This window comes from Micromonospora sp. IBHARD003 (assembly GCF_056106285.1).
Genome location: NZ_JBWBBX010000001.1, coordinates 630574 through 654721 on the forward strand (window position 1 = coordinate 630574; position 24148 = coordinate 654721).

At 71.7% G+C, this 24148-nt stretch carries 20 protein-coding genes; 8 read left to right on the forward strand and 12 right to left on the reverse strand.

The annotated features are described in order from the left end of the window. Positions 1 to 164 precede the first annotated feature (164 nt). The gene (locus tag ACTWOL_RS02585; protein ID WP_474293854.1) at positions 165 to 947 is read left to right on the forward strand and encodes an aminotransferase class IV family protein; all 783 of its coding nucleotides are present in this window, start codon (positions 165 to 167) and stop codon (positions 945 to 947) included. 94 nt (positions 948 to 1041) lie between these two features. On the opposite strand, the gene ACTWOL_RS02590 is transcribed toward ACTWOL_RS02585, so the two are convergent. Beyond that, a complete protein-coding gene (locus tag ACTWOL_RS02590; RefSeq protein ID WP_474293856.1) occupies positions 1042 to 3816 on the reverse strand; it encodes an alpha/beta hydrolase family protein in 2775 nt (924 codons plus the stop codon). A 638-nt stretch (positions 3817 to 4454) separates the two neighbouring features. Between ACTWOL_RS02590 and ACTWOL_RS02595 the strand changes: the two genes are divergently transcribed. Beyond that, complete coding sequence (locus ACTWOL_RS02595) at positions 4455 to 4892, forward strand: hypothetical protein (protein ID WP_474293857.1); 438 nt, start codon at positions 4455 to 4457, stop codon at positions 4890 to 4892. Positions 4893 to 4932: 40 nt separating this feature from the next. On the opposite strand, the gene ACTWOL_RS02600 is transcribed toward ACTWOL_RS02595, so the two are convergent. Beyond that, the gene (locus ACTWOL_RS02600; RefSeq protein WP_474293859.1) at positions 4933 to 5370 is read right to left on the reverse strand and encodes an acyl-CoA thioesterase; all 438 of its coding nucleotides are present in this window, start codon (positions 5368 to 5370) and stop codon (positions 4933 to 4935) included. A gap of 356 nt (positions 5371 to 5726) precedes the next feature. Between ACTWOL_RS02600 and ACTWOL_RS02605 the strand changes: the two genes are divergently transcribed. The 3 genes from ACTWOL_RS02605 to ACTWOL_RS02615 are packed head-to-tail and all read left to right on the forward strand — an operon-like array spanning position 5727 to position 8906. Further along, on the forward strand, positions 5727 to 6830 hold the full coding sequence (locus tag ACTWOL_RS02605; protein ID WP_474293861.1) for a sugar ABC transporter substrate-binding protein: 1104 nt from the start codon (positions 5727 to 5729) through the stop codon (positions 6828 to 6830). Between the two features lie 31 nt (positions 6831 to 6861). Beyond that, positions 6862 to 7647, forward strand: coding sequence for an ATP-binding cassette domain-containing protein (locus ACTWOL_RS02610; RefSeq protein WP_474293863.1), 786 nt, complete (start codon positions 6862 to 6864; stop codon positions 7645 to 7647). Continuing rightward, positions 7644 to 8906: a sugar ABC transporter permease gene (locus ACTWOL_RS02615; RefSeq protein WP_474293865.1), complete on the forward strand. Its 1263-nt coding sequence runs from the start codon at positions 7644 to 7646 to the stop codon at positions 8904 to 8906. The genes ACTWOL_RS02610 and ACTWOL_RS02615 overlap by 4 nt, the downstream gene beginning before the upstream one ends. Before the next feature lie 86 nt (positions 8907 to 8992). Here the strand turns inward: ACTWOL_RS02615 and ACTWOL_RS02620 are convergent, their stop codons facing one another. The 4 genes from ACTWOL_RS02620 to ACTWOL_RS02635 form a co-directional block, all read right to left on the reverse strand. Beyond that, positions 8993 to 9892 (reverse strand): NlpC/P60 family protein, encoded by a 900-nt coding sequence (locus ACTWOL_RS02620; protein ID WP_474293867.1) that lies wholly within the window; start codon positions 9890 to 9892, stop codon positions 8993 to 8995. A gap of 241 nt (positions 9893 to 10133) precedes the next feature. Continuing rightward, positions 10134 to 14042 (reverse strand): nSTAND1 domain-containing NTPase, encoded by a 3909-nt coding sequence (locus ACTWOL_RS02625; protein ID WP_474293869.1) that lies wholly within the window; start codon positions 14040 to 14042, stop codon positions 10134 to 10136. A gap of 172 nt (positions 14043 to 14214) precedes the next feature. Beyond that, entirely contained in the window at positions 14215 to 14577 is a 363-nt protein-coding gene (locus ACTWOL_RS02630) for a hypothetical protein (protein WP_474293871.1), read from the reverse strand. A 168-nt stretch (positions 14578 to 14745) separates the two neighbouring features. Further along, entirely contained in the window at positions 14746 to 15573 is an 828-nt protein-coding gene (locus ACTWOL_RS02635) for a LysR substrate-binding domain-containing protein (protein ID WP_474293873.1), read from the reverse strand. Between the two features lie 58 nt (positions 15574 to 15631). Between ACTWOL_RS02635 and ACTWOL_RS02640 the strand changes: the two genes are divergently transcribed. Continuing rightward, positions 15632 to 16024, forward strand: a complete 393-nt coding sequence (locus ACTWOL_RS02640) for a DUF5997 family protein (protein WP_474293875.1) — start codon at positions 15632 to 15634, stop codon at positions 16022 to 16024. Positions 16025 to 16213: 189 nt separating this feature from the next. On the opposite strand, the gene ACTWOL_RS02645 is transcribed toward ACTWOL_RS02640, so the two are convergent. The 4 genes from ACTWOL_RS02645 to lnt all read right to left on the reverse strand — a co-directional run bounded on the left by ACTWOL_RS02645 (position 16214) and on the right by lnt (position 20003). Then, complete coding sequence (locus tag ACTWOL_RS02645) at positions 16214 to 16657, reverse strand: hypothetical protein (RefSeq protein WP_474293877.1); 444 nt, start codon at positions 16655 to 16657, stop codon at positions 16214 to 16216. A 160-nt stretch (positions 16658 to 16817) separates the two neighbouring features. After that, complete coding sequence (locus ACTWOL_RS02650; protein ID WP_474293879.1) at positions 16818 to 17744, reverse strand: DUF817 domain-containing protein; 927 nt, start codon at positions 17742 to 17744, stop codon at positions 16818 to 16820. Between the two features lie 99 nt (positions 17745 to 17843). Continuing rightward, positions 17844 to 18326, reverse strand: coding sequence for an NUDIX hydrolase (locus ACTWOL_RS02655; RefSeq protein WP_474293881.1), 483 nt, complete (start codon positions 18324 to 18326; stop codon positions 17844 to 17846). Between the two features lie 66 nt (positions 18327 to 18392). Then, positions 18393 to 20003 carry an apolipoprotein N-acyltransferase gene (gene lnt, locus ACTWOL_RS02660; RefSeq protein WP_474293883.1) on the reverse strand — a complete coding sequence of 537 codons (1611 nt, stop codon included), beginning with the start codon at positions 20001 to 20003 and terminating at the stop codon, positions 18393 to 18395. A 236-nt stretch (positions 20004 to 20239) separates the two neighbouring features. Between lnt and ACTWOL_RS02665 the strand changes: the two genes are divergently transcribed. Beyond that, a complete protein-coding gene (locus tag ACTWOL_RS02665) occupies positions 20240 to 21289 on the forward strand; it encodes an O-antigen ligase family protein (protein ID WP_474293885.1) in 1050 nt (349 codons plus the stop codon). Between the two features lie 45 nt (positions 21290 to 21334). On the opposite strand, the gene ACTWOL_RS02670 is transcribed toward ACTWOL_RS02665, so the two are convergent. Together ACTWOL_RS02670 and ACTWOL_RS02675 are read right to left on the reverse strand one after the other, a co-directional pair. After that, positions 21335 to 21892 (reverse strand): hypothetical protein, encoded by a 558-nt coding sequence (locus ACTWOL_RS02670; protein ID WP_474293887.1) that lies wholly within the window; start codon positions 21890 to 21892, stop codon positions 21335 to 21337. Between the two features lie 154 nt (positions 21893 to 22046). After that, entirely contained in the window at positions 22047 to 22850 is an 804-nt protein-coding gene (locus ACTWOL_RS02675; RefSeq protein ID WP_474293888.1) for a glutamate racemase, read from the reverse strand. A gap of 58 nt (positions 22851 to 22908) precedes the next feature. Here ACTWOL_RS02675 and ACTWOL_RS02680 point away from each other — a divergent pair, with 58 nt between their 5' ends. Next, a complete protein-coding gene (locus ACTWOL_RS02680; protein ID WP_474293890.1) occupies positions 22909 to 24102 on the forward strand; it encodes a glycosyltransferase in 1194 nt (397 codons plus the stop codon). Positions 24103 to 24148 lie beyond the last annotated feature (46 nt).

The following is a 24148-nucleotide window of genomic DNA, read 5'->3' on the forward strand; positions in this document are numbered from 1 at the left end:
GGCGCACGGTCCGAGTCCACTATGAACCGGATCGCCGCGACCCGCCGTCCGGGGCGCCGCCCGGCACCGCCCCGCCGGGTCTCCGGTGCGCGGACCAGAGGCCGGTCATCCGTGCACCGGAGACGAGCGGCCCCGTGGCGAGCACGCGATGCGAGACTTGCCGGATGGCTACTCTCGACGGCGCTCCCGCGTCCCCCGCGGATCTGCAGGCCCTCGCCCTGACGAACTACGGGCATTTCACCACCATGCGGGTGGAGGACGGAGTGGTCCGCGGACTGTCCCTGCACCTCGAACGTCTGGTCAGGGACTGCCGGATCGTGTTCGGGGCGGAACTGGACCCCGGACGGGTCCTTGCCGCGCTGCGGCACGAAGTCGACGCGACAGGCGGGACGTTCACGCTCCGGGTGACGGTCTTCGACCCCGCGCTGGACATCCAGCACCCGGCCAGGGAGGCGAGCCCCCGCGTCCTGGTGACGACACGCCCCGCGGGTGGGCCGTCGCTGCCCGCGCTGCGGGTGAAGGCGTATCCGTTCCACCGCGACACGGCCGCGGTGAAGCACGTCGCGCTGTTCGGTCAGCTGCGGCTGAGGCGCGAGGCGCAGCTCGCGGGATTCGACGACGTCCTGTTCACAAGGTCCGACGGCACGGTCTCCGAGGGCTGCACCTGGAACATCGGCTTCGTCGACGAGTCCGGCACGGTGGTGTGGCCCGAGGCGGAGATGCTCGCGGGAGTCACCATGCAACTGCTGCGGAACGCCGGCGGCGCAAGCACGACAGCCCCCGTGCACCTCGACGAACTGCCGTGCATGCGGGCGGCTTTCGCGACGAGTGCGGCGATCGGGGTTCGCCCGATCGCCGCCGTCGGCGACGTGGAGTTCGCCGTCGGCGCACCGGAACTGGGCAGGTTGCGCGAGGTGTACGCGGCGATCCCGCCCGAGCGGCCGTAGGGGTGTCTTTCGGTGGCCAGGAGCCTCTGGTGGTGGTACCGGCCCCCCGCCGGGGAGCCGGTACCACCTCCTCAACCGTCGCGCGGTGTACGCGCTACGAGGCGTCCCGGACCGTGCCGGTGATCACCGGGCCCCGGATGGGCTCCGGGGATTGGTCCCAGATGGTCAGCTGCGCACGCATCGACTCGACGGGCTCGCGCACCTTGTCCTTGACGATGGGCACGGTCACCTCGGCGCTGAGCTTGCCCGGGGGCACGCTCATCGACAGCGAGGGATAGTCCGACATCCCGGACAGAGGACGGGCCGGATCCGGCGACACGCCGAAGGTCTCGTCCAGCCAGCGCGGGTCGACGTCCTTCGTGGACAGCTCCGTCCCGCCGGTCACCGGCTGCAGCCGGAACTCGCCCGTGATCTCGACATCGGCGGCCGCGGACAGCGAGACCCGCCAGGTCAGAGGCTTGCCTTCGGTGACGTCGGCCGCGGTGGGCTTCACCGTGATCCTGGGCACGGCGTCATCGTTCAGCGCGGTCACCCCACCGCGGTAGGAACCGACCACCGCGCCGCGGACCGACTTGACGAGCATGTCCTGGACGACGTCGTGGCCGTAGCGGGTGTTGCCCTTCACCACGACCGTCGCGCCGAGGTTCTGGCTGCCCGGGCGGACCGAGACCGTTCGCGAGGTGAAGTCCCCCGTGTCCCCCTTCGGGACGAACAGCCGGACAAGGCCGCTGCCCTGCCCGGACACCCGGACGGGAACCCGGTAGGTACGCGTCCCGGAACTGCCCTCCTTGACGGTGAGCCGGCCGATGTCGATGCGCGGCAGCGCTGCGGGGCGCACCGCCGGTGTGCCGGGGCGCCAGCCCCAGGAGTCGATCAGCCACGCCTGGCCGGAGCGGCTGCGGGACTTCAGTTCCAGTGCCTTGACCTGCTTCAGGTCCAGCCCGGCGCGCACCGCGGCGGGCATCGGTACGCGGATCTCGCGGCTCCAGTAGGACACCGTCCGCTCGCTGCCGGGCACTCCGTCGATACGTGCCCGGCCGAGGTCGGCACGCCGGCCCGCGGTGTCGACGAGGGCGACGTCCAGCTCCGTGCCGGTGGTGTTGGGGGGCACCATCACCCGCAGGGCCAGGGCCTCGGCGCCTGCCAGCGAGACGGGGCGCGCGGAGCGCACCGCCATCGTGGAACCGGCGCCCGACCAGCGCAGCGCGACCGCGTCACGGCCGGGCTCGGCCGGCCAGGAGGCGAAGTGGGGGGACTGTTCGGCCGGCAGACAGTTGCGTGCCGGGTCGGTGCCGGTCTGTGTGCAGAGCCGTCCGCCCGTGACGGTCGTCGAGGAGTCGGGCACGAAGGCCGAGGTGCGGTGGGCGCCGAGGGCGTGGGTGAGGACCCTGGCCGGATCGGCCGAGGGGGCGCGCCGGCCGGTGCCGTCCAGGAGGGGGCGCACCCGGTCGTCGCCCGCGACGAACAGCCGTGCCGCCGCCGCGATGTAGGTGGCGCCCGCGGCCTGCTGCTGCTCGGCGGTCAGCCGTGTCTTCGTCCCGGGCGTGCAGACCGGGTCGGGTGTGTCGTCGGACCAGAAGTCGTCGTCGGCCGGTGCCTTGGCCTGCCCCGGTGTCCACTCGCTGTTGAAGAAGTTGTGGTTGGCGCCGACCATGTACACCGCGCTGTGGAGCGCGGCGCCGCTGCTGATGCCGCGTGTGCCGTCGACGTACACCTCGCCCTGCAGGTCGGAGACATCGCCGTCGCAGCCGGGCAGGATGGTCGTGGAGGGCGTGTCGGGGGCCGGATTGTGCCCGAAGACGGTCGGGCCGATGAGGACGTTGCCCCGGATCTTCCAGCGCACCGGACCCTGGTAGCCGTCCTGGTCGGCGGGCGGCCGGTAAGCGCTGTCGAGCGCGGCACGGTTCACGCCCTCGCCGCCCCGGGAGTGGCCGACGAGCAGCACACGGGACAGGTCTGCGGGTGCGGTGCCGCGTACGGCCGCGGGTGCCCCGGACCGGTCGGCGGCCCAGTCCGCCCAGCGGGCCAGGTGCAGTCGCACCAGTGAGGAACGGGCCTGTGCGCCGCCGTCGTCGGCGAGATGGTCCTGCCCGTTGATGCCGTTGGCCGAGATGGACAGGGTCACATAGCCCTGGGACGCGAGCAGCTTCTGGGCCCGCAGATAGCCCTGGTGGCTGGGTATCGGCTGCATGCCTGCCTTGCAGGGCCAGTCGATGCCGAGGTCGCCCTTGGCGTTGTAGCAGGTGCCGTGGCGGCCGTGCAGGAACAGTGCCACCGGGCGCTTCCCGGGCGCGCCGGCCGGTCCCACCACTGCTGCGCGCATCTCCACGGGGGCGGGAAAGCCCGGCAACCGCACCGACTTCAGGGCGTATTCGCCGCTGACGGTGCGATAGGGGCCGGCCACGCCCGGATCCACCGGGTTCGTGGGAAGGGACGCCTCCTGCGGCTGCGGCGCCGGGGTGGGCATGTGCCGGGACGGCGCGCCGGATGCGGCCCGGGCCGCGTCCAGGCGCCGGCCACCGGCCAGGACGCGCAGATCCGCGGCCGAGTCGATCCGCGCGCTCCCGACCGGCAGTCGGTACGACCGCCCGTCCCGCGCGGCCACCGGTACACCGAGCAGCCGGCCGCCGGTATGGAACTCGACCCGTGCGTCGCCCATCGGCACCGGGCCCGGCGAGGTCCACACCAGCTGTCTCTGGTCACCCGTGCCAGTGAGCTGCCAACCCGCCGGGAGCTCTCCGTCCGCCTGTCGCGCCGGTCTCTCCGATCGGGAGCCGGTCGGCGTCTGCGCCTGCGCGGGCCCCGGCATCCCGGCGGCCAGCGCGAGGATCGCGCTCGCAGCGGTCACCACCCGTACGACACGTATCACAGTGGTCTTCCTCGCCATCGGTTCGTCGGGGCACCTCAGGGGATCCTGAGGCCTCCTTCGCTCCCGAATGACGGCAACTCATCTTCACGGGTTGCCCGTTGCCGTACAGGTTGTCCCAAACGCGTGTGCTCAGGCCTGAGTTGTACGGTCCGCCGCGTGGGCTCGCACCCCTGGAACCCCGGGAAATACCAGCCGGCCGGGGGCCGGGGGATCACACCGGCCGGAGGGTGGAGAGAGGCCTCGACGGCGGCGGGAAGCCGTCGCCCGGGACCGGCCTGGACGCCCGGGCGGGAGGGGCCGGAAGACGGCGCCGACGTCAGACGGCACCGCCGGCCCATGAACGCGGCCCCTCGCACCCCGCTCGTACACACCGCACCGGATCGATCGATTACCGTTCGTCACCATGCATACTCGCGGAGAGACCGGATCAGCCCCGGCATCCGGGGAATAGCCACGGCGCGCACGAGCACGGTGTACGTTTCCTGCGGCTTTCACCTGTTTGGGTGGTGCTTCCCTGAAGGCGGTCGTACCGTCGATTCAGGGGCAACCGTTGAGACACAGACATCGGCGCGCGGGGAGAGTCAGGTGTACAGGGAGGGCCGCCGTGCCCTCGATAGAGAGGCATCTGGGGAGCCGCAATGGTGAAACACAAGCTCACGACCTCGTTCATGCTGTGCGCCGCGGCGGTACTCACGGCAGTAGTGCCGGCATCGGCTTCCGCAGTTGCGCCCACGGCCGCTCGCGTAGTGGCCGTCGACTGTTTCTCCAATCCGCAGACCCGTCCCGGTGAGTTCCTGCTCGCCTGCGGAGACGGCAACAACCGGCTCACCGATCTGAAATGGGCCTCCTGGGGTCCGGACTCCGCCGTCGGCAGCGGGATCGACATGGTGAACGACTGTCAGCCCTACTGCGCCGCAGGAAAGTTCCACTCCTATCCCGTCACCGTGAAGCTCGACCGTCCGGAGGCCTGGCAGAAGCACCCCGAGCTCAGGCACTTCACCCGGATGCACCTCATCTACACCGACGCCCGGCCGGCGCACGCGCAGCCCGAGGTCACGTACGCACTCTGGAGCTGAACACGCAACCCGGAGCGGGCATACGGCGGGGAGAAGCCCGTCAGATTCCCGGGTCGAAGCCGGTGACCACCATCTTCTGCGCCGCCGAGACGAGTTCGGGCGGCATCGGACGCGAGCGGCGCTCGGTGGTGTCGATATGGACGCCGGTCAGCACCGTCACGGCAACCGCATCACCTGTCACCGCGTTCTCCATGCGGTGACAGAAGCGGATGACCTTCTCCCGCACCTCCAGGACCGCGGAACGGACCAGCACGACGTCGCCGGCGTGCACCTCCCGCTGGTACGAGATCCTCTGGTCCACCGCCACCATGCCGCGCCCCTGAGTCCGCAGGTAGTCGGGGGTGACACCGAGGAGGGCGAACAGGTGCCAGGTGGCCTCGTCGAACTTGCCGACGTACCACATGACGTTCATGTGACCCATGTGGTCGCAGTGCCACGGGTACACGGTGCCCCGGTACGTCACTTCCAGGTCCGGCACGCCGTCGGCCTCCTCCTCGTCGGGCCGCGTGGCCCTCGTTCGGCGTGGAACGCGGCAAGCTCGCGCCGGCATCCGGGCGCGGGAATCGACCGAGCGTACCCCGGGGACCGCAGAGCACTTCCGGGAGGCCCGGCGATCCCGGCGAGCAGCGACGGGCCAGGGCTGCGGCGGGGGCCCTCGGCCGTCGCACGCCCCCCGGCACCCGGCCGCTCGGTGACGGCGCACACCGGTCGGGAGATTTTCCGCGAGCCGCGGGCGACCGTCACCCATGTACGTTTTCTCCTACATTGGGGTTAATGCCGGATACACTCCACACGGTGCACAGCCATCCCGAACGCAGCAGGAGGGTCCCTCGGATGAAGATCCATCCGGGCCGTGCCGCCCTCACAGCGGCGGCATTGTCACTGCTCCCCGCGCTCGCCGCCTGTGGGGGGCTCGGTGAAGCGGGCGACGACAGTGGGGCCGCGGGCAAGGACGGCTTCACCGTCGGGCTGCTGCTCCCGGACACCCACACCGCCCGCTGGGCGACCGAGGACAAGCCTCTGATCGAGAAGAGGATCAAGGAGCTCTGCCCCGACTGCCGGGTGACCCACGCCTACGCCTCCGCCGATGTCGCCACGCAGCAGCAGCAGATCGAATCCATGATCGCCAACGGGGCCAGGGTGCTGATCCTGGACCCCGTGGACGACAAGGCCCTGCGCTCCTCGATCGCCCGCGCCCGTGCCGCGGACGTACCCGTGGTCTCCTACGACCGCCTCGCCGAAGGTCCCATCTCGGCCTACTCCAGCTATGACTCAAAGGAGATCGGCAGGATCCAGGCCCAGGAGCTGCTGAAGGGCATGGGCCCGAAGGCGGACGGCGGCCGGATCGTGATGATGAACGGCGACCCCACCGATCCGAACACCAGGGACCTGCAGAACGGCGCACTGTCCGTACTCAAGGGCAAGGTCAAGATCGCCAGGTCGTACTACACCGCCGGGTGGATCCCGGAGAACGCGTTCAAGAACATGTCGGCAGCCATCGCCGAGCTCGGCCCGGGCGAGATCGACGGCGTGCTGTCGGCCAATGACGGGCTCGCCGGGGGCGTCGTCACCGCACTCAAGGCGGCCGACATCCGTCCGCTGCCGCCTGTCACCGGTCAGGACGCCGATCTGTCGGCCGTACGGCGGATCGTCAAGGGCGAGCAGTACGTCACCGTCTACAAGTCCTTCGCGGCGGAGGCCGACGGCGCCGCCAGGATGGCCGTCGCCCTGGGCCGCGGAGAGAAGCTCGACGACATCGCCACGGACCGCATCCGTAACGACACCGCCAAGGACATCCCCGCCGTCCTCGGCCCGCTCGTCCCCGTGACCGTCGGCAACGTCAAGGACACGGTTGTCAAGAGCGGTCTGTACACGGTCGATCAGATCTGCACCCCGGCGATGCAAGCCGCCTGCCGGAAGGCCGGCCTCACCGGCTAGGAGGAGGGGCGGGTGAAGGGAGGTGTCCGGCATGGCGAGCACACCCCTGCTGGCGCTGCGCGGAATCTGCAAGCGCTTCGGCGCCGTCTGGGCACTGACGGACGTCGAGCTGGAGATCCACGCGGGTGAGGTCGTCGCCCTGGTGGGCGACAACGGGGCGGGCAAGTCCACGCTCGTCAAGGTGATCACCGGCGCGGGACCCGCCGACGAGGGCGTCATCGAGTGGGACGGGCGCCCCGTCCGGATCGCCCGGCCACGCGACGCCCAGGCCCTGGGCATCGCCAGCGTCTACCAGGACCTCGCGCTGTGCGAGACGCTCGACGTCGTCGGCAATCTCTTCCTCGGCCATGAGATCGGCAGCACCGGGATCCTCGACGAGGTGTCCATGGAGCGCCGTGCCCGGGAGCTGGACCTGCTGGACACCCTCTCCCGGGGGATCCCCAGCGTGCGGGTGCCCGTCGCCTCCCTCTCCGCCGGTCAGCGCAAAACCGTCGCCATCGCGCGTGCACTGCTCACCGAACCGAGGATGCTCATCCTCGACGAACCCACCGCCTCGCTCGGCATCCAGCAGAGCGCCCACTTCCTCGATCTGATCGACCGGCTGCGGGAACGCGGCGTCGGTGTGCTCCTCGTGAGCCACAACCTCGGCGACGTCAAAGCCGTCGCCGACCAGGTCGCGGTGCTGCATCTCGGTCGCAACAATGGATTCCTGAGCGTGCCGACCACGTCCCAGGAGCAGATCGTCTCCTGTATCACCGGCGCCACCAACAACGCCGTGAGCCACCGCGACGCCCGGGCGTGGGAAGGAGGCATGTGAAGAGGACACGACCTTCCGAGAACCTCGGTGTCCCCGACACGCGCAGACCCGACGCACGCCGCACGGTGGGCGAGGGGGGCTTCAGGAGCTATGTCGACGGCTTCACCCGCAGACTGCGCAGCGGGGAACTCGGAGCGCTTCCCGGTGTCGTCGGCGTCGTGGTGCTCTGGATCATCTTCCAGAGTCTCCAGCCGCAGTTCCTCTCCCCGCGCAATCTGTCCAACCTCAGCGTGGACATCGTCGGCACCGGCATGATCGCCCTCGGTATCGTCTTCGTACTGCTGCTCGGCGAGGTGGATCTGTCGGTCGGCTCGGTCAGCGGGCTCACCGCGGCCGTGTTCGCCGTGCTGAACGTGAGCCACGGTGTGCCGGAGTGGCTGGCGATCGTCGCGGCCCTGGCCGTCGGGGCGGCGATCGGGGCCTTTCAGGGCTTCTTCTCGGCCAGGATCGGTGTGCCCGCGTTCGTCGTCACCCTGGCCGGGCTGCTGGCGTGGAACGGCCTGATGCTCTACATCCTCGGCGCGAGCGGCACCATCAATCTGCCTGAGCAAGGCGTGGTCCACGCGCTGACCAGCTACTACTTCCACGACGCGGCCGTCGCGTACGGGCTGGCGGCGCTCGCCGTGGCGGCCTTCCTGTTCGCGTCGTACCGGGACGCGCGCCGTCGCAGGGCCGTCGATGTGCGGTCCCGGCCCGTCGTCGTGATCGCGGTACGCACGGGTGCGGTGGCCCTGGTCGCGTTCGGCGCCGCCTATGTGCTCAACCGGTTCGAGGGTCTGCCGCTGGCCCTGCTGATCTTCCTCGCCTTCGTCGTCAGCCTCGACTTCGTGCTCCGCCGCACGTTCTACGGACGGCGGATCGTCTCCATCGGCGGCGGTGCCGAGGCGGCGCGCCGGGCGGGCCTCAACGTGGTGTGGGTGCGGATCTCGGCCTTCATGGTGTCCGGGACCCTGGCCGCGGTGGGTGGCCTCTTCCTGGCCTCACGCGTCGCCGCGGTGGGCCAGACCTCGGGCTCGAGCATCCTGCTGATCAACGCCATCGCCGCGGCGGTCATCGGCGGCGTCAGTCTGTTCGGCGGCCGTGGGACCACCTGGGCGGTGCTGCTCGGCATGCTCGTCATCCAGTCGATCGCGTCGGGCATGGTGCTCCTCGGCATCCCGACCCCGATGCAGTACGTGATCACCGGCGGTGTGCTGCTGGCCGCCGTGACCCTCGACTCGCTGACGCGCCACTCCCAGAAGGCGCACGGCAGGGCCTGACGGCGCGCGCCGGCACGGGAAACGCGCCCGCATCGGACCAGGCGGGCGCGTTTCCCGGCGCCGGTACCCGCAACGGGCACACGGCCTCAGAAGGTGCAGGTGGGCACCCCCTCCAGCCACGCGGGGCCCTTGATGTAGATATTGGTGACCCAGGCCTTGTAGTCGGGCAGATAGGACCAGGCGTCGTTGGTGTAGCCCTCGGCGGTGACGGGCTCGGCGTGCTTCTGGCACTCCACGCGGACGGTGGTCGAGTGCGGGAAGGCATAGACACGCGCTGCCTTGACGGACGGCTCGGCCTTGGTCCATACGCCGGTGCCCCATGTCTGGAACACATGACCGGTCACCGGCCCCGGATCGATACGGACCGCACCGTAGTAGCCACCGGTGAGCCGGACGTCGCTGACCATGAGTTTGGTGCCGGACTGACGGGCCTCCACCATCTTTCCCGCCCCGAGGTAGATGGCGATGTGATGTAGGTCCCGGGACGTACCCCAGACCAGCAGATCGCCCGGGAGCAGCGGAGCGAGACCCTCTGCGGCGGTGAAGCGGCCGGCGGCGCGATGTGTGTAGTACTGAGCGCTGGCGACCCCGCCGAGGATGTCCTCGCCGGTGGCCTCGGCGTAGGCGTACCGCACCAGGCCCGAGCAGTCGAAGCCGAGCCGCTCGGGGTCGTGCTCGCTGGCCGGGTCGGTGGGGTCCACCTGGCCGTACGTGGGACCGGGACGCGGACCGTGACCGCCGCCCCACGTGTACCAGACGCCCGCGGCGACCTGCCGGCACGCGGCGGCGATCGCCCGCTCGGCGGCGGCGGAGCCGCCCGGCGCCAGTACGCCGCATGAAGCGTCCGCGGCGGAGGCGGCGTCCGCGGCGGAAGTCCCAACCGCTGTCTGCTGCTGCGCCGCCCAGGCGCCGGCGGGCGGCGAGGCCCAGGAGAGGAAGGACAGTAAACCGACGAGTACGGCGATGAGACCGGTGCGGCGATGCATGGGTGTATCCCCCGTTTCGATGTGCGGTGGGTGAAGGCCGGCTGGCTGCCGCCCCCTTGCGGGTGGCTCGGCCTGACGGTTCGGCAGAGAACGTCACGCCGATACGCCGGCCGCCCGGAGCGTTCCGTGCAGGGAACAGCCTGCGGGCCGTGACCCGGCTCGTCGAGGCTTCCGCGCGGCCCCCTGGGAATGGGCAACGGGCAACCTCCCGGGAAACCCCGACCGAGCACGGTGCTTCGTCTCAGCGACGATCGCAGCGGGAGTCGAGGGACACGGACACGGGACTGCTGCGCATGAGCGCCTCGCGCTGCTCGGGGCCGATGTTCTGGCGCAGCCGGCAGATCTCGTCCAGCCGCGCCCGCACGTCGAGGTTCCACAGCCGTACGGTGCCGTCGTTGCTGCTGCTGGCCACCGTTCGCCCGTCGGGCGCGAAGTCGATGCCCCACACCGCGTTCGTATGCCCCGTCAGGGCGGCCCACAGCCGGCGCCCCGGCACGTCCCACAGCCGGACCGTACGGTCGTTGCCGCTGCTGGCCAGGGTGCGGCCGTCCGGGGAGAAGGCGATACCCCGCACGGAGCCCGTGTGCCCGGTGAGCGCCGTGAGGAACTGGTGCCGCCGCGCGTCCCACAGGCGTACGGTCCCGTCGTTGCCGCTGCTCGCCACGGTCCGCCCGTCGGGGCTGAAGGCCACACCACGCACCGCGCCCGTGTGCCCCGTGAGCGTGGCGAGGGCGCGGCGCGCCGGAACGTCCCACAGACGCACCGTCAGATCGTCTCCGGCGCTCGCCAGGGTGCGGCCGTCGGGGCTGAACACGACGTCGTTGGCGAAGTCGGTGTGACCGGTGAGGCCGGCGAGGAGACGGCGCCCCGCCACGTCCCACAGCCGCACCGTGCGGTCGGAGCCCGCGGAGGCGAGCGTACGGCCGTCGGGAGAGAACGCCACCGAGAACACATCGCCCGCGCGGCCGTCGAGGGTGGCGAGCAGCCGGCGCCCCGCCACATCCCACAGCCGCACCGTGCCGTCGGAACCCGCGGAGGCGAGCGTACGACCGTCAGGAGAGAACGCCACCGAGAACACGGTCTCGCGGTGCCCGGTGAGCGTCGCCACCACCCGGCTCTGCGCCACGTCCCACAGCCGCACCGTGTGGTCGGCGTCGGCGGTGGCGAGCAGCTTTCCGTCAGGGCTGTACGCGGCCTGCCAGATCTCGGTGAACGGATGCGACGTCAGCACCGAACCCCTGAGGTCCCAGAGCACCACCGACTGGTCGAACCCCGCGGTGGCGAGGGTCGTGCCCCGGGGGTCAACGGCCACGCCCATCACGTAGTCGGTGTGTCCGGCGAGCGTCACGGTCGGCCGGCCGCTGCGCACGTCCCACAGCCGAGTGGTCCCGTCGCCTCCGGCGCTGACGACCGTCATGCCGTCGGGCGTGTAGGCGACTGCGTTGACGTCGTCGCTGTGCCCGGTCAGCGCCGCGACCGGGCGGCGGCGAGCCACGTCCCACAGCCGCACGGTCCGGTCGACGCCGCCGGTGGCCACCGTCTGCCCGTCCGGGGCGAACGCGGCACCCAGCACCTCGTCCGTGTGACCCTCCAGCACGGCGAGGGAGCGGGCCCCCGCCACGTCCCACAGCCGTACGCTCCGGTCGGAGCCCGCCGAGACCAGCGTCCTGCCGTCGGGGGCGTACGCCAGCGCGTTGACGGTCCCGGAGTGACCGGTCAGCGCGGCGACGGCCCGGTGGCCCGGTGCGGTGTCCCACAGGCGGATCGTGCCGTCGGCGTCCGCGGTGGCGATCGTCCGGCCCTTCGGGTCGAACGACACCGCACGGGCACCCTCGGTACGTGGGTCGAGAACCGCGTCCGCACGGCCGTGGGCGAGGTCCCGGATATGGACGGGGGCGTCCGTCGAGGTCGCCGCGAGCATCCGGCCGTCGTGGCTGAACGCGACCGAACGCACCCGGCCCGGGACGGTGAAGGTCGCGATCGTCCGGTGATCGGAAGGCCTCCGGAGGATCACCGTGCCGTCGGAACTGGCCGTGGCGAGCGTCTCGCCTCCCGGACCGAAGGCCACGGCGTTGACCGGTCCGCCGTGACCGACGAGCCTCGCGGAGAAGGGCTGGGACTGGGTGCTCAGCAAGGCTCCCCTGGCCTCGGTCGTCGCCTCGGCGCGATAGGCCTCCTCGGCCAGTAACATCGACGCCTCCGGCTGGCCGGTGGCGAGGAACGTGGACTGGACGGCGAGGGCCCGTGAGCGGGCGACGCGTTCCTGGTCGAGCGCGCCCTCGCGCTGCTGGTAGGCGAGAGCCCCGGCGGTCACGGCCAGCACCAGCAGGACGACGAGGGTGGCCAGCATCCGCTGCCGCCGCCGGAGCTGGCGCCGGGACTGCTCCTGTCCGGCGTCCTCCTCGGCCTGGCCGGCCCGAAGGAACGCCTCCTCCCGGGGGCTGAGCCGGCTTCTGCCGTCGGCTTCGTCGGCCCAGGACCGCACGGTGTCCAGACGGGTCCCGCGGTAGAGGAGGGACGGCTCGCGGTCGGCGCGCTCCCATTCGTCGGCGGCATGGGCGAGTTGCTGGTGGATCAGCAGTCCTGCCCGGTCCGCGTGGATCCAGCCGTGCAGCCGGGGCCAGGCGTGGAGCAGGGCGTCATGGGTGATCTCCACGGTGTCGCTGCCCATGGTGATCAGCCGGGCCCGTACGAAGGTGTCGAGCGCCGCGGCGGCACCGTCCGCGTCGGCGACCTGTTCCATCAGGGCGGTTCTGCTCATCCGGCGGCGCGTCGCCCCGGTGCCGTCGGCAATGTGGACCAGTCGCACCAGGAGACGCCGGATCGTCCTCTGCTCGGCGGGGAACAGGCCCGCGAACGCGTTCTCGGCCGTACGGGCGATCGCCCCCTGGATCCCGCCGGTGCGTTCGTAGCCGGCGACGGTGAGCATGGCTCCCTCGCGCTGCTGCCAGGTGGCCATCAGCGCGTGGGACACCAGGGGCAGCGCCCCGGAGGGCGTGGTCTGCGACGCCCCTCCCGCAGCGGACGTCCTGGGATCGTCACGCAATCCGGCGTCCCTCAGCAGCAGTTGCACCAGTCCCGGTTCGAGGGTGACACCCGCGAGCTCCGCGGGGCGGGTGATCGACTCCCGGAGTTCCGCCACGGACATCGGGGGCAGCACGAACAGTCCGCCGGTGAAGACCGAGGCGAGTTCGGGAAGGTCCAGGCAGTTCCCGGAGAAGTCGGCCCGCACCCCGAGCACCACGACGGCCGGGTCGTGCCCCGTCACGCCAGGTCCGGACGTGGAAACGGCGCACAGCACACGGACGAAGGCGCGCCGCTCCTCCTCGTCGGCGCAGAGCGTGAACAACTCCTCGAACTGGTCGACGAGCAGCACCGGACGGACCGGCGGGTACGGCCGGTCGCCGGAGCACGCCCCGGTGTCGTCCGACAGGACCTTCACGGCTTCCAGCAGCCGTTCCGGACGCTCCGTCAGCTCCCGTGCGCCGAGGCCGGTATCGCTGCCCAGCACCTTCGCGGTGCGGGCCAGCAGCTCGTCCAGGGGGTGCGCCGTCGGTGTGAATCTGACCACGGGCCAGGTTTCCGCGCCGGGCATCGGAAATCCGCCCTCGCGCCGGAGAGCCGGTACGAGACCGGCGTTGAGCAGGGACGACTTGCCGGCGCCCGAGGGGGCGACCAGCATCAGCGGCCCGCTACCGATCCGTTCGAAGACCCGCTCGACCAGTGCGGCCGTGGCGCGTTCCCGCCCGAAGTACCACTCCGCCTCGCGCGGGGTGAACGCGGGCAGTCCCCGGTACGGGCATGCGCCGGGGGACTGCGGCCCGGGTGCGGAGCCGTCTGCCTGCGGGCCGGTGGCGCCACCGCCCTGCCGAGGGGGCTCGGGCAACAGCCGCAGCAACTCCCCCTCCGCTCGCAGGATCTCGTCGCAGCGGCGGGCCACGTCGACCGTCGGGCGCTTCGACCCGGTCTCGATCTTGCTGAGATAACCCTTGCTGTAGTGCGTCAGACGCGAAAGGTCGGCCAGCGACAGACCGCGTTGCTGACGCAGCCGTCTCAGCTGCGCGGGGAAGACGGGCCTCGGCCCTTGCGACGGCTCGGTCCGGTCATCCGCGTCATGTCCGTACTCCTGCTCCCCCAATGGGTCCCCCATGGCGATCTGCGCCCTGGTCAAGGGGCGGCAAATGCCCAGGTTAGTGCGGGAGATACAGGGTCTGGCAAACCTTTCGATTGGTGTGACGAAATCAGGAAACCGCCGGGGCCGCGGATGGACGGCCCCGGCGGCGCTCACACGGCGATCACACGGGTATCGGCAGGGACAGGACCTACGGCCGGTACAGGGTGATGGAGTTGATCGGTGTGAGGTCGGCGTAGACGCCGTGGTCCTGGGCGATCCGCCCGCCGCAGCCCGCACCGTTGTATCCGGTGCACAGGGCAGCGGTCGCTCCGCCGGTCTGGTTGTTGAGGACCCAGTGGTTTCCGAACTGGTTGCTCAGGTTGTGGGCTCCGTAGCTCCAGAAGATATGGGTCGGCTTGACGGCGGGGTTCTGGTTCTGCGGGTAGATGCAGACCGCCCCGTCCGGGCATCCCGCCCAGTCGGCGGGCTTGGCGTCGGCCGGGCTGGTGAACGCCATCACGGCGACGGCTGCGGTCGCGAGCGCGGCGAAGCCATGGAACGTCTTGCGCATGATGTCCCCCTTGCGGGTCTTGCTGTGTGCTGACGGATCCAGCCTGTCTCCGCTGCTCACCCGGGGTCGATGGGTTTCCTGTTGCCCGAAGGAGGGGCGGCCGGGAAACCGACGGTGACCAGGCTGGTCACCGCGCAGGGGTCAACACCCGTTCAGGCCTACTCAGGACTACGACCTGCGGCGTGGCTTGCCGCGCTTGCCGCCCTTGGAGCCGCCGCCGCTCCCGCTGCCACGCGAGCCCCTGCCGGTGGGCTTGCCGCCCGATGTACCACTCGATCCGCTGCCCGACTTGGCGGCGGCCGGCCCGCGCTGCGCGGCTCCCTTGGCCCTGTCCGCCCTACTGGCCTGCGCCTTGGCCTTGGTCTTGGTCGGCGGCGTGGCCGCAGGGCGCCCCCGGGTGCTGTTGACGGTCCGGCCGCGGACGATGCCGATGAACTGCTCGACCAGATCGGTGGTTTCGTCCTGGGGCCACGACAGCACGACACTGGACTCGGGGACGTCGGTGACGGTCCGGTAGGTCAGGTCCTTGCGGTGGTACAGCCGGGCGAGCGACAGGGGCACGACGAGCAGGCCCACTCCCGCCGCGACCAGCTCGATGGCATCGGCGGTCGTCGCGGGACGCTCGATGGCGGGCCGTCCCGGCGGCCGCTCCCAGCCGAGGACGTCGTCGAGCGGATGCAGCACGATGTCGTCGGCGATCTCCTCGGCCGACACCTCGTCGACCGCGGCCACGACATGGTCCTTGGGGACCACCACCACGGTCGTCTCGGTGTACAGGGGGATCGCGCTGAGCTCCGTGCGGTCGACCGGCAGCCGTACGAGCCCCGCGTCGGCGCGGCGTGCGCGCAGCGTCCCGTCCGCCTCGGCGGCAGGAGTCGGGACGAGGTGCAGGGGGATGTCGGGCAACCGCTCGTTCCAGATGCGCACCCACTTCGCGGGCGTCACTCCTGGGACGTAGGCGAGCCGGAACGAAGGGGAAACTTCCGAGCCAGTCACGCCGCCAGGCTACCGGCCTGGTCATATCTCGTGCACATGCTCGAATACCCTGGACGGTATGACATCGCACCAGAGCGCCCAGACGATGAAGCCCGCGACGGCGGCGAAGAAGCTGGGTGTGTATCTCGAGGCCACCCCTGCGGACTTCCGCGAAGGTGTCGTCTCACGCGCCGAGCTCAACGCCCTGCAGGCCGACCCGCCCGAGTGGCTGCGCGAGCTGCGCCGCGACGGTCCGCACCCGCGGCCGGTGGTGGCCGCGAAGCTGGGCATCTCCATCTCGGGGCTGGCACGGGGCGGGATCACGGAGGCGCTCACCACGGAGCAGATCGACGCGCTGAAGCAGGACCAGCCCGAGTGGCTCCGGAAGGAGCGCGGGACCCAGTCCGAGGTCCGGAAGGAAGCCTCCCGCGTCAAGGCGAAGCAGGCGGCGCAGGCCGAGAAGTCCGGCTGACGTCCGCCCCGTCCGGCCGGCCTCTCCGTCCGGGCGTGTGAGCGCGCGGACCCACGGCACACCGGCGCCGGCTCTGCCGTGGGAGTTCCGGAGTGGTGGCGCCGACGACCGGGGCCGGCGAACCCCGCTCGGCCGTCGCTTCCGACGAGCCCCGGGCCGGGCGAGTCCGGACCCCGCGCCCGGGCGGTGTCAGGGCGCCGGGGCTTCCGCAAGGGTACGGAGCTCGTCCCGGATACGGCGCGCATAGTCGTGGCGCGCGGTGCGGACCTCGTCGGGAAGCCCGCCGATGCCGTCGAGCACATGGACGCCCAGCCAGACCCGGCCCGCGATATGAGCCTGTGCCTCCCATGTCTCCTCCTGGGAGGCACAGCGCTGCCGGGCAGCCGTGTGGGCCGCACGCCCGGCCTCCACGACGGCTTCGGCGAGCTCCCGGGTCGAAGGCGCAGTGGCACCCGATGTGCTCGCGACGCCGGCCCGGTCCAGGGCTGCCCGGTCGCGCTGCCAGTCCTCGTGGCCGCGGAACGGCCGCCGGCTGTCCAGTCGGCGCAGTGTCTCGTACGTCTCGCGGTCCATCCCGTACGGGAAGAACCAAGCTCCGTCGTCCCTGCCCGGCATGCTCATGCCCGTGGCCATACCCGTACCGGACGGAGGTCAAAGCTGTCCCCGGACGCGGGCGCGCACGGGATCCGTCCCGCGCCGGAACCGGGGCACCATGCGTGTGGTGGACGTGTCGGCGTGGTCGGCGTTGTCGATGTTGCCGATGTTGTTGGTGTCGCCCGCGTTGCGGAAGTTGTCAGCGCGGCCGGACCGGTTCGGACAGCTCGGACAGGTCGGCTCCCACGGCTCCTCGAACCGGTGCGGCGTCCGGAGTACCGGGCTCCCCCGCGTCCGTCTCCAGGGACTCCTCCCCTGCCGGCTCGGCCTGTGCCGGTGCCGGTGCCGCCTCGGCGTCCGCCTGCCGGGACCGACGCCGCTCACGGGCCTTCACACGTTCGGTCAGGACGAAGGTGACGCTGATGAGCAGGGCCCACGCGCCGAATTTGGCGAGCGCCACCGGCTGCCAGCCGCCGAGCTGATGGGGGTAGCTCCAGGCGCCGACATAGGTCGCGGCGTTCTCGGCGACCCACAGGAAGAAGCCGATGAGGACGAAGGCCAGCATCAAGGGCATGCGGTAGTCGCGCCGGCCGACGGTGAAGCCGACCCACGCTCTCGCGGTGACGATCGCCATCGCCACGGCGAGCGGCCAGCGGAGGTCGGGAAGCCAGTGGTGAGTGAAGAAGTTGGCGTAGACGGCCGCGGCGACCGCGGTGGTCGCGACGGCGCGATAGCCGGTGAAGCGCAGCCGGAGCAGTTCCCAGGCGCGAACGACGTAGCTCGCGACCGCCGCGTACATGAATCCTCCGTACAGCGGCACACCGGCGATCTTCGTCACCGCGTCCTCCGGGTAACTCCACGATCCCATGCGGACTTTGACCAGCTCGAAGAGCAGCCCGATGCCATGGCACACGGCGATCAGCACGGTGTCGCGGTTGCTCTCCCAACCCAGTCGCCTGGCGGCGAGGGTGAGCAGCACGCCGTATGCGAGCACCAGGTCGTACCGCGCGACCGGCAGCTCCGGCAGCATCCGCGAGACCGCGATCCCACCGACGAGCGCCACCGCGAACGCACAGCACCGTGCCTGCAGTACCGCGAACCTGATCAGCTGGCTTGTTCCGTCCACAATTCTCTGCACGTCAGGTGAGACGCACCGGCGGTACGGTCAGTTCGCCGCCGAAGGCGACGCACCCCCCGGCCCGGCCGGCAGGGTCGCGTCCGCGGTTCACCCGGGCAGGGTGGAGTCGAACCACGTCGGGCCATCGGTCAGCGCCTGCTTGATCCTGGCCACGGCGAAGTCCTCCAGTTCGGGGAGCGCGTCGACGGGGAACCAGCCCACTTCGAGCGACTCCTCGTCGTTGACCTTCGCGACCCCGCCCACCGCACGGCAGCGCAGGCAGATGTCCATGAACTGGCACTGATCGCCGTTGGGGTAGGTCACCGGCCTGGGCATGGCCTGGACGAGGACGACCCGTTCGACCACACAGTGCACCGCGGTCTCCTCGTACACCTCGCGCACCGCGGCCGCCGCCGGCTGCTCCCCCGGCTCGGGTATGCCGCCGATGATCGACCACCTTCCGGTGTCGGCCCGTCGTCCCAGCAGTACCCTTCCGTCGTCGTCGAAGACGATCGCGCTGACCCCCGGCAGATAGAGCAACTGAGTGCCCGCGGTGGCCCGGATCCGGCGGATGAAGTCGGGAGTGCCCATGGATTCGACCCTATGCGCTCGGGGTCGCGGCCGCCTTCAGGGCGGCATGCCGCACGGGCCGCCGCCTCAGTCCTCGGCCCGTCCGCTGCGGCGCTCACGCAGACGGGTCAGGCCGGCCCAGCCGAGCGCCCCTGCCGCGAGCGCGACCAGGAGCCCCTCGGGCAGCGTGCCGACACGGGTGGCGGGGGTGAGCGAGGAGCGCAGCGGGATCTCCGCGACCAGGGCGTCCGCGGTGAACATCCCGCTCTGCCGGACGATCGTCCCGTCCGGCCGGATCACCGCGCTGACGCCGCTGGTCACGGGGACGACCACGGCCCGGCTGTGCTCGACGGCCCGTACCCGGGACATCGCCAGCTGCTGGTAGGTCATCTCGCTGCGGCCGAAGGTGGCGTTGTTGCTCGGTACGGAGATGAGCTGGGCGCCATGGGTGACGGTGTCCCTCACCGCCCAGTCGAAGGCGGCTTCGTAGCAGGTCGCGAGGCCCACCTTCGAACCGGCGAGATCGAAGACACCCACCTTGTTGCCGGGGCCGAAGTCGCGGCTGACGCGGTCGACGTCGGCGCTGAAGATCCGTACGAGGGGGCGCAGCGGGATGTACTCGCCGAACGGCTGGACGTGCCGCTTGTCGTAGGTGGCGACCGGACCGCGCTGCGGGTCCCACTCGATCAGGGTGTTGCGGAGCTTGCCCGTCTCCGGGGTGAGGACCGCACCGATCACGGTGGGGACGCCGATGCTCCGCACGGCACTGTCGATCACAAGACGCGCGTCGGGGTTGCGGTAGGGGTCGAGGTCGGATGAGTTCTCCGGCCACAGCACGAAGTCGGGCCTGGCCACCTTGCCGGCGGCGACGTCGGCCGCGAGCTCCTTGGTGCGGCGGGCGTGGTTGTCGAGGACCGCACGGCGCTGGCTGTTGAAGTCGAGCCCGAGGCGGGGCACGTTCCCCTGGATCGCGGCGACGGTCGCGTTGCCGTCCTCGGCCGAGTCGTCGACCAGCGGCAGCGCGGCGAACGCTCCGGAGACGGGGACGAGCACACAGAGAACGGCGGCGGTCAGCGGACCGCGTCCCAGCTCGCCGGTCTGCCGGTAGCGGCGGACCCGGCGCGCACACTCGTACAGGCCGAAGCCGCACAGCACCACGGCGAAGCCCAGGACCGGTGTGCCGCCCAAGGCCGCCAGTGGCAGGAAGACACCGTCGGCCTGCCCGAAAGCGATCTTCCCCCAGGGGAAACCGCCGAAGGGCACCCGGGCCCGCGCGGCCTCTCCCAGCACCCAGACGGCCGCGCCCCACACCGGCCACCACGGCAGCCGGGAGACGACCGCGACACCGAGGCCGGTGACAGCGATGAACAGTGCCTCGACGGCCGAGAGCGCCAGCCACGGCAGCGCCCCCACTTCCTCGCCCGTCCACACCAGGAGGGGCAGCAGGAAGCCCAGACCCGCGAGGTATCCCAGGCCGAACGCGGCGCGCGGGCGCCGCCCGTGCAGGCACCACGCGAGCAGCGCGAACCCGGGCAGGGCCAGCCACCACAGGGGCCGCGGCGGAAAGCTGAGGAACAGCAGGACGCCGGACAGCGCGGCCGCGGCCGGCCGGGCGAACCGCCCGAGCAGCCGTCGGGCCCGGCCCGAGGGCACGGAAGCAGGCTGCCGGGTGTCGGCGGGGGTCATGGTCGCGCTCACGTGCCGGAGTCTACGGCGGCCGTGCGGCCCGACGGCAGTCCGGCCCAGCTCAGGACGCACCTTCCCGGCCCGGGGTGCACCGTGATGACTCGAACACAATTTCTGCGCAGGCCATCCACAAACTCCCGTCCCTGTGGTTACGGTGTCCGCCGGCCCCTTCCAGGCGGCTCGGTGCGACGGGCGGGAGACCTGGTGAGACGGGGTGTGCACATGCGGGGGTCGGGGGTACGGACTACATGACAGCACCGGCAGACCATTCGACGGTCGTACGGGAGCGTCACGAACGGGGCCACGCGCCCGATGCCGTCGGTGTCGTGGTGCTCGGTTCGTGTGCGGCCTGGGCCCTCCTCAGCGCGGCCGGCCGGGACGCGCGCCCCGAAGGGGTGCTGCTCGCCGTGCTGGCAGTCGCCGGCGGCTATGTGTGCGGGCGGATCGCGGGAACGCTCCTTCCGGTGACCACCGCCACCGCGGCGGCACTGGGCGGGGCAGGGCTGGCGGTCGCCTCGATGTGCGGGATGGTGCCCGGCCTGACGGCTGTGGCGACCACCCCGCCCGGGCAGACCGGAGCGGGGGCGGCGTTGCTGGTCATCGCGGTGGGCGCGGCGTGCTGTGCCGCGTCCGCAGCGGGGCACGTCGCGGTGCGGACGGTGCTGTGGCTGCTCGCGTCCGCCATCGTGGTCGTGTCGCTCGTGCTCGGTTCGGTGGCGGGGTTCGGTGCAGCGCTCGGCGTACTGCTGTGTTCGCTCGCGGCTGCCCGGATGCGCCGGCGCCTGGTGGGACTCGCCGGCCTCGCGCTGGCCACGGCGCTGATGGCCGGGGGTTCCTGGGCGGTGGCGCAGGACATGCTTCCGGAGGGGCTCACGGCCTCGCTGCAGGGCCAGCTCACCCAGCACCGGATGCAGCTGTGGCACGACGCCGCGGGCATCGCGCGGGACCATCCCCTGCTGGGAGCGGGTCCCGGCCGGTTCGGTGATCTGAGCCCGACGGTGCAGCAGGCGGTGTTCTCGGACGGCAAACCGCACTCGGCACCGCTGCAACAGGCGGCGGAGCAGGGGTTCGTCGGTGTGGCGCTGCTGGCCTGTCTGTTCGGCTGGATGCTGTTCGGATTGTGGCGTTCGTCCCGGCCCACACCCGTGGTGCTGAGCGCGGGTGCGGCGCTGACGGCCCTGGCCGCGCTCGCGAGTGTGGGGAACCCCTTGAGTTTCACCGCCGTCACCGCCGGGGCGGGCCTGCTCGCGGGCCTGGCCACCGCGCTCCCGGCCGCAGACGGGGAACCGCCTCACTGAGCCACCGCGGCCGCGGGACGGAGGCGCCCCGGTTGCCGGCGGCGGTCAGATCCCGGCGGCGGTCCCCTTCGATAGCCGCAGCCGATCGCGGATCACCCGGACCGCCGTCTCGGCGTCGTCCACGGTGACGGTGAAGGTCCTGCCGTCGGCGAACGTCAGGACCATGCCCTCGCCCCTGCGGACGACGACCGCCGTGCCCTGCTCGGGGCGCCAGCGGTAACCCCAACCGCCCCACTGGCGTGGACAGACCCGGGGGACGAACTCGGCCGCCACCACCGACGCCAGCGGAATCCTCCGCCTCGGGACGCCGATGTGACCGCACCTCACCTCCATGACGTCGCGGTCGACCGTGACCGCCACATGGACGAAGGCGAGGGTGCCGAACAGCATCAGCAGGCCGGCCGCGACACAGCCGATCACCGACATCAGGAGCGGGATGACGCCCGACGTCCAGGGGGCCTCGACGGCGAGTTCGATCCCGAGCGCCATACAGGCGGCTCCTGCCGCCGCGAGCACCCACTGGATGCGGTTGGTCGCGCGGCCTGTCCAGACCGGGGGCGGCGCCTGTGCGGCCTGCCCCGCGGCACGGGGGTGGTCCGTCATGCGTAGCAGCGTACTCACGTTCCGCTCCGGTGGCACCGGATCGCTGTGCGGTGCATCCCGCCCCCGGGTCCCTCGCGCGAAGGCGTCGTCGCAGGCGGGCGCGGCAGAGAACAGGCGGAAACGTTCGTGTCCGGGGACTGGGCCGGTCGCCGGATCAGTGCGCCGGAGTGACGGGATTCACCGCGCCGAGAAGTCTGCCCTCGGCATACGCCAGAGCCGGCCGCGGAAGCGCCGACGGACGGCCACTGAGCAGCACGGTCACCCTGGTGCTCGGGACGGCGGCGGGCGCGGGAAGAGCGTCTACGCGGCGCAGTGCCTGCGCGGCGACGGCCCCTGCGGAGCCGTGCAGGGCGACGGGCGGAAGGTCGTCCCGCCGGCCCTCGGCGACCGCGGCCCTGATGCGCTCGGCGACCAGTTCGTAGTGGGTGCAGCCGAGGACTACGGCCCGTACGTCCATGGGGGTGAGTGCGGCGGCAGCGGCGATGGAACGGTCGATGGCGTCCTCGTCGGCCTGCTCGACGGCGGCCGCGAGTCCCGGGCACGGCACCTCGGTGACCTCGGCGCCGCCGGCGAAGTCGCGGATGAGGCCGCGCTGGTAGGCACTGCCGGTCGTGGCCGGGGTGGCCCAGATCGCGACCCGCCCGCCGCCCGCGGCTGCCGGCTTGATGGCGGGAACGGTGCCGATGACCGGCACCGCGGGCTCCAGCTCCGCGCGCAGCGCGGGCAGCGCGTGCACGGACGCGGTGTTGCAGGCGACGATCAGCGCGTCGGGGCGCCGGGCGACGGCGGCCCGGGCGACTGCCAGCGCGTGTGCGGTCACATCGTCCGGAGTGCGCGGTCCCCAGGGCATTCCGTCGGGGTCGGAGGACAGCACCAGATCCGCGTCGGGCCGCAGCCGGCGCACTGCGGCAGCCGCCGCCAGCAGGCCGATCCCGGAGTCCATGAGTGCGATCTTCACCCGGTCACCCTAGCCGACGGCCCTTGCGGCTCCGGCGGTGTGGGGCAGACTGCGACAAGTGGGCACCCTCGCGTGGATCGCCGTGGTATCCCTGGCCGCCTGGCTGTGGCTGCTGCTGGGACAGGGCTTCTTCTGGCGTACGGATCAGCGGCTTCCCGGGCGCGCGGCGCCGGAGCCGGCCGAGGCCTGGCCGTTCGTCGTGATCGTGGTACCCGCGCGGGACGAAGCCGCCGTACTGCCGCAGAGTCTGCCGTCGCTGCTGCGGCTGTCGTATCCCGGAGAGGCCGAAGTGATCCTCGTGGACGACGGGAGCACCGACGGCACGGGCGCCCTGGCCCGCGAGCTGTCGGTGCGCTACGGGGGACTGCCGCTGACGGTGACGTCGCCGGGGGAACCCGAGCCCGGCTGGACGGGCAAGCTCTGGGCGCTGCGGCACGGTATCGGGCTCGCGCGGACCCGGGGCCCCGGGTATCTGCTGCTCACGGACGCGGACATCGCCCATGAGCCGGACAGCCTGACCGAACTGGTCGCCGCCGCCCGTACGAACGGGATCGACCTGGTCTCGCAGATGGCACGGCTGCGGGTCACCACCGTCTGGGAGCAACTGGTGGTCCCGGCCTTCGTCTACTTCTTCGCGCAGCTGTATCCGTTCCGCTGGATCAACGCGAAGCGTGCCCGGGCGACGGCCGCGGCGGGCGGCTGTGTCCTGATGCGGACCGAGACCGCGGAGCGTGCCGGGATCCCGGACTCGGTGCGGCAGTCGGTCATCGACGACGTGGCCGTGGCGCGCGCGGTGCGGCGGGCAGGCGGGAGGGTGTGGCTCGGGCTGGCCGAGCGTGTGGACAGCATCCGCCCCTATCCGCGTCTGGCCGATCTGTGGCGCATGGTCTCGCGGAGTGCGTACGCCCAGCTGCGCCACAGTCCGCTGCTGCTCGCCGGGACGGTGGCAGGGCTCACGGTGGTGTATCTCGCCCCTCCGGTGGTGGTGTTGGCGGGGTTGTCCGGCATGAGCGGCGGCGAGGCGGTGGTGGCCGTGTGGGCGGGGCTCGCGGCATGGGCGGTGATGGCGGGGACGTACATCCCGATACTGCGCTACTACGGGCAGACGCTGTGGCTCGCTCCGCTGCTGCCGCTCACGGCGCTGCTCTATCTCTTGATGACCGTGGACTCGGCGGTGCAGCACTACCGGGGCCGGGGAGCGGCCTGGAAGGGGCGCACCTACGCACGCCCCGAGGCCGCGCCGGACCGCTGACGAAAGGCGCGCGCCGCGGCCGGCCATTTACTTGCGGCTACTTGCG

Coding starts and splice junctions, on each gene's coding strand:
- ACTWOL_RS02610 (WP_474293863.1), top strand. CDS start 6,862: ATGGCGAGCACACCCCTGCTGGCGCTGCGCGGAATCTGCAAGCGCTTC.
- ACTWOL_RS02595 (WP_474293857.1), top strand. CDS start 4,455: ATGGTGAAACACAAGCTCACGACCTCGTTCATGCTGTGCGCCGCGGCG.
- ACTWOL_RS02625 (WP_474293869.1), bottom strand. CDS start 14,042: ATGGGGGACCCATTGGGGGAGCAGGAGTACGGACATGACGCGGATGAC.
- ACTWOL_RS02665 (WP_474293885.1), top strand. CDS start 20,240: ATGACAGCACCGGCAGACCATTCGACGGTCGTACGGGAGCGTCACGAA.
- ACTWOL_RS02655 (WP_474293881.1), bottom strand. CDS start 18,326: ATGGGCACTCCCGACTTCATCCGCCGGATCCGGGCCACCGCGGGCACT.
- ACTWOL_RS02670 (WP_474293887.1), bottom strand. CDS start 21,892: ATGACGGACCACCCCCGTGCCGCGGGGCAGGCCGCACAGGCGCCGCCC.
- ACTWOL_RS02645 (WP_474293877.1), bottom strand. CDS start 16,657: ATGGCCACGGGCATGAGCATGCCGGGCAGGGACGACGGAGCTTGGTTC.
- ACTWOL_RS02640 (WP_474293875.1), top strand. CDS start 15,632: ATGACATCGCACCAGAGCGCCCAGACGATGAAGCCCGCGACGGCGGCG.
- ACTWOL_RS02605 (WP_474293861.1), top strand. CDS start 5,727: ATGAAGATCCATCCGGGCCGTGCCGCCCTCACAGCGGCGGCATTGTCA.
- ACTWOL_RS02585 (WP_474293854.1), top strand. CDS start 165: ATGGCTACTCTCGACGGCGCTCCCGCGTCCCCCGCGGATCTGCAGGCC.
- ACTWOL_RS02630 (WP_474293871.1), bottom strand. CDS start 14,577: ATGCGCAAGACGTTCCATGGCTTCGCCGCGCTCGCGACCGCAGCCGTC.
- ACTWOL_RS02620 (WP_474293867.1), bottom strand. CDS start 9,892: ATGCATCGCCGCACCGGTCTCATCGCCGTACTCGTCGGTTTACTGTCC.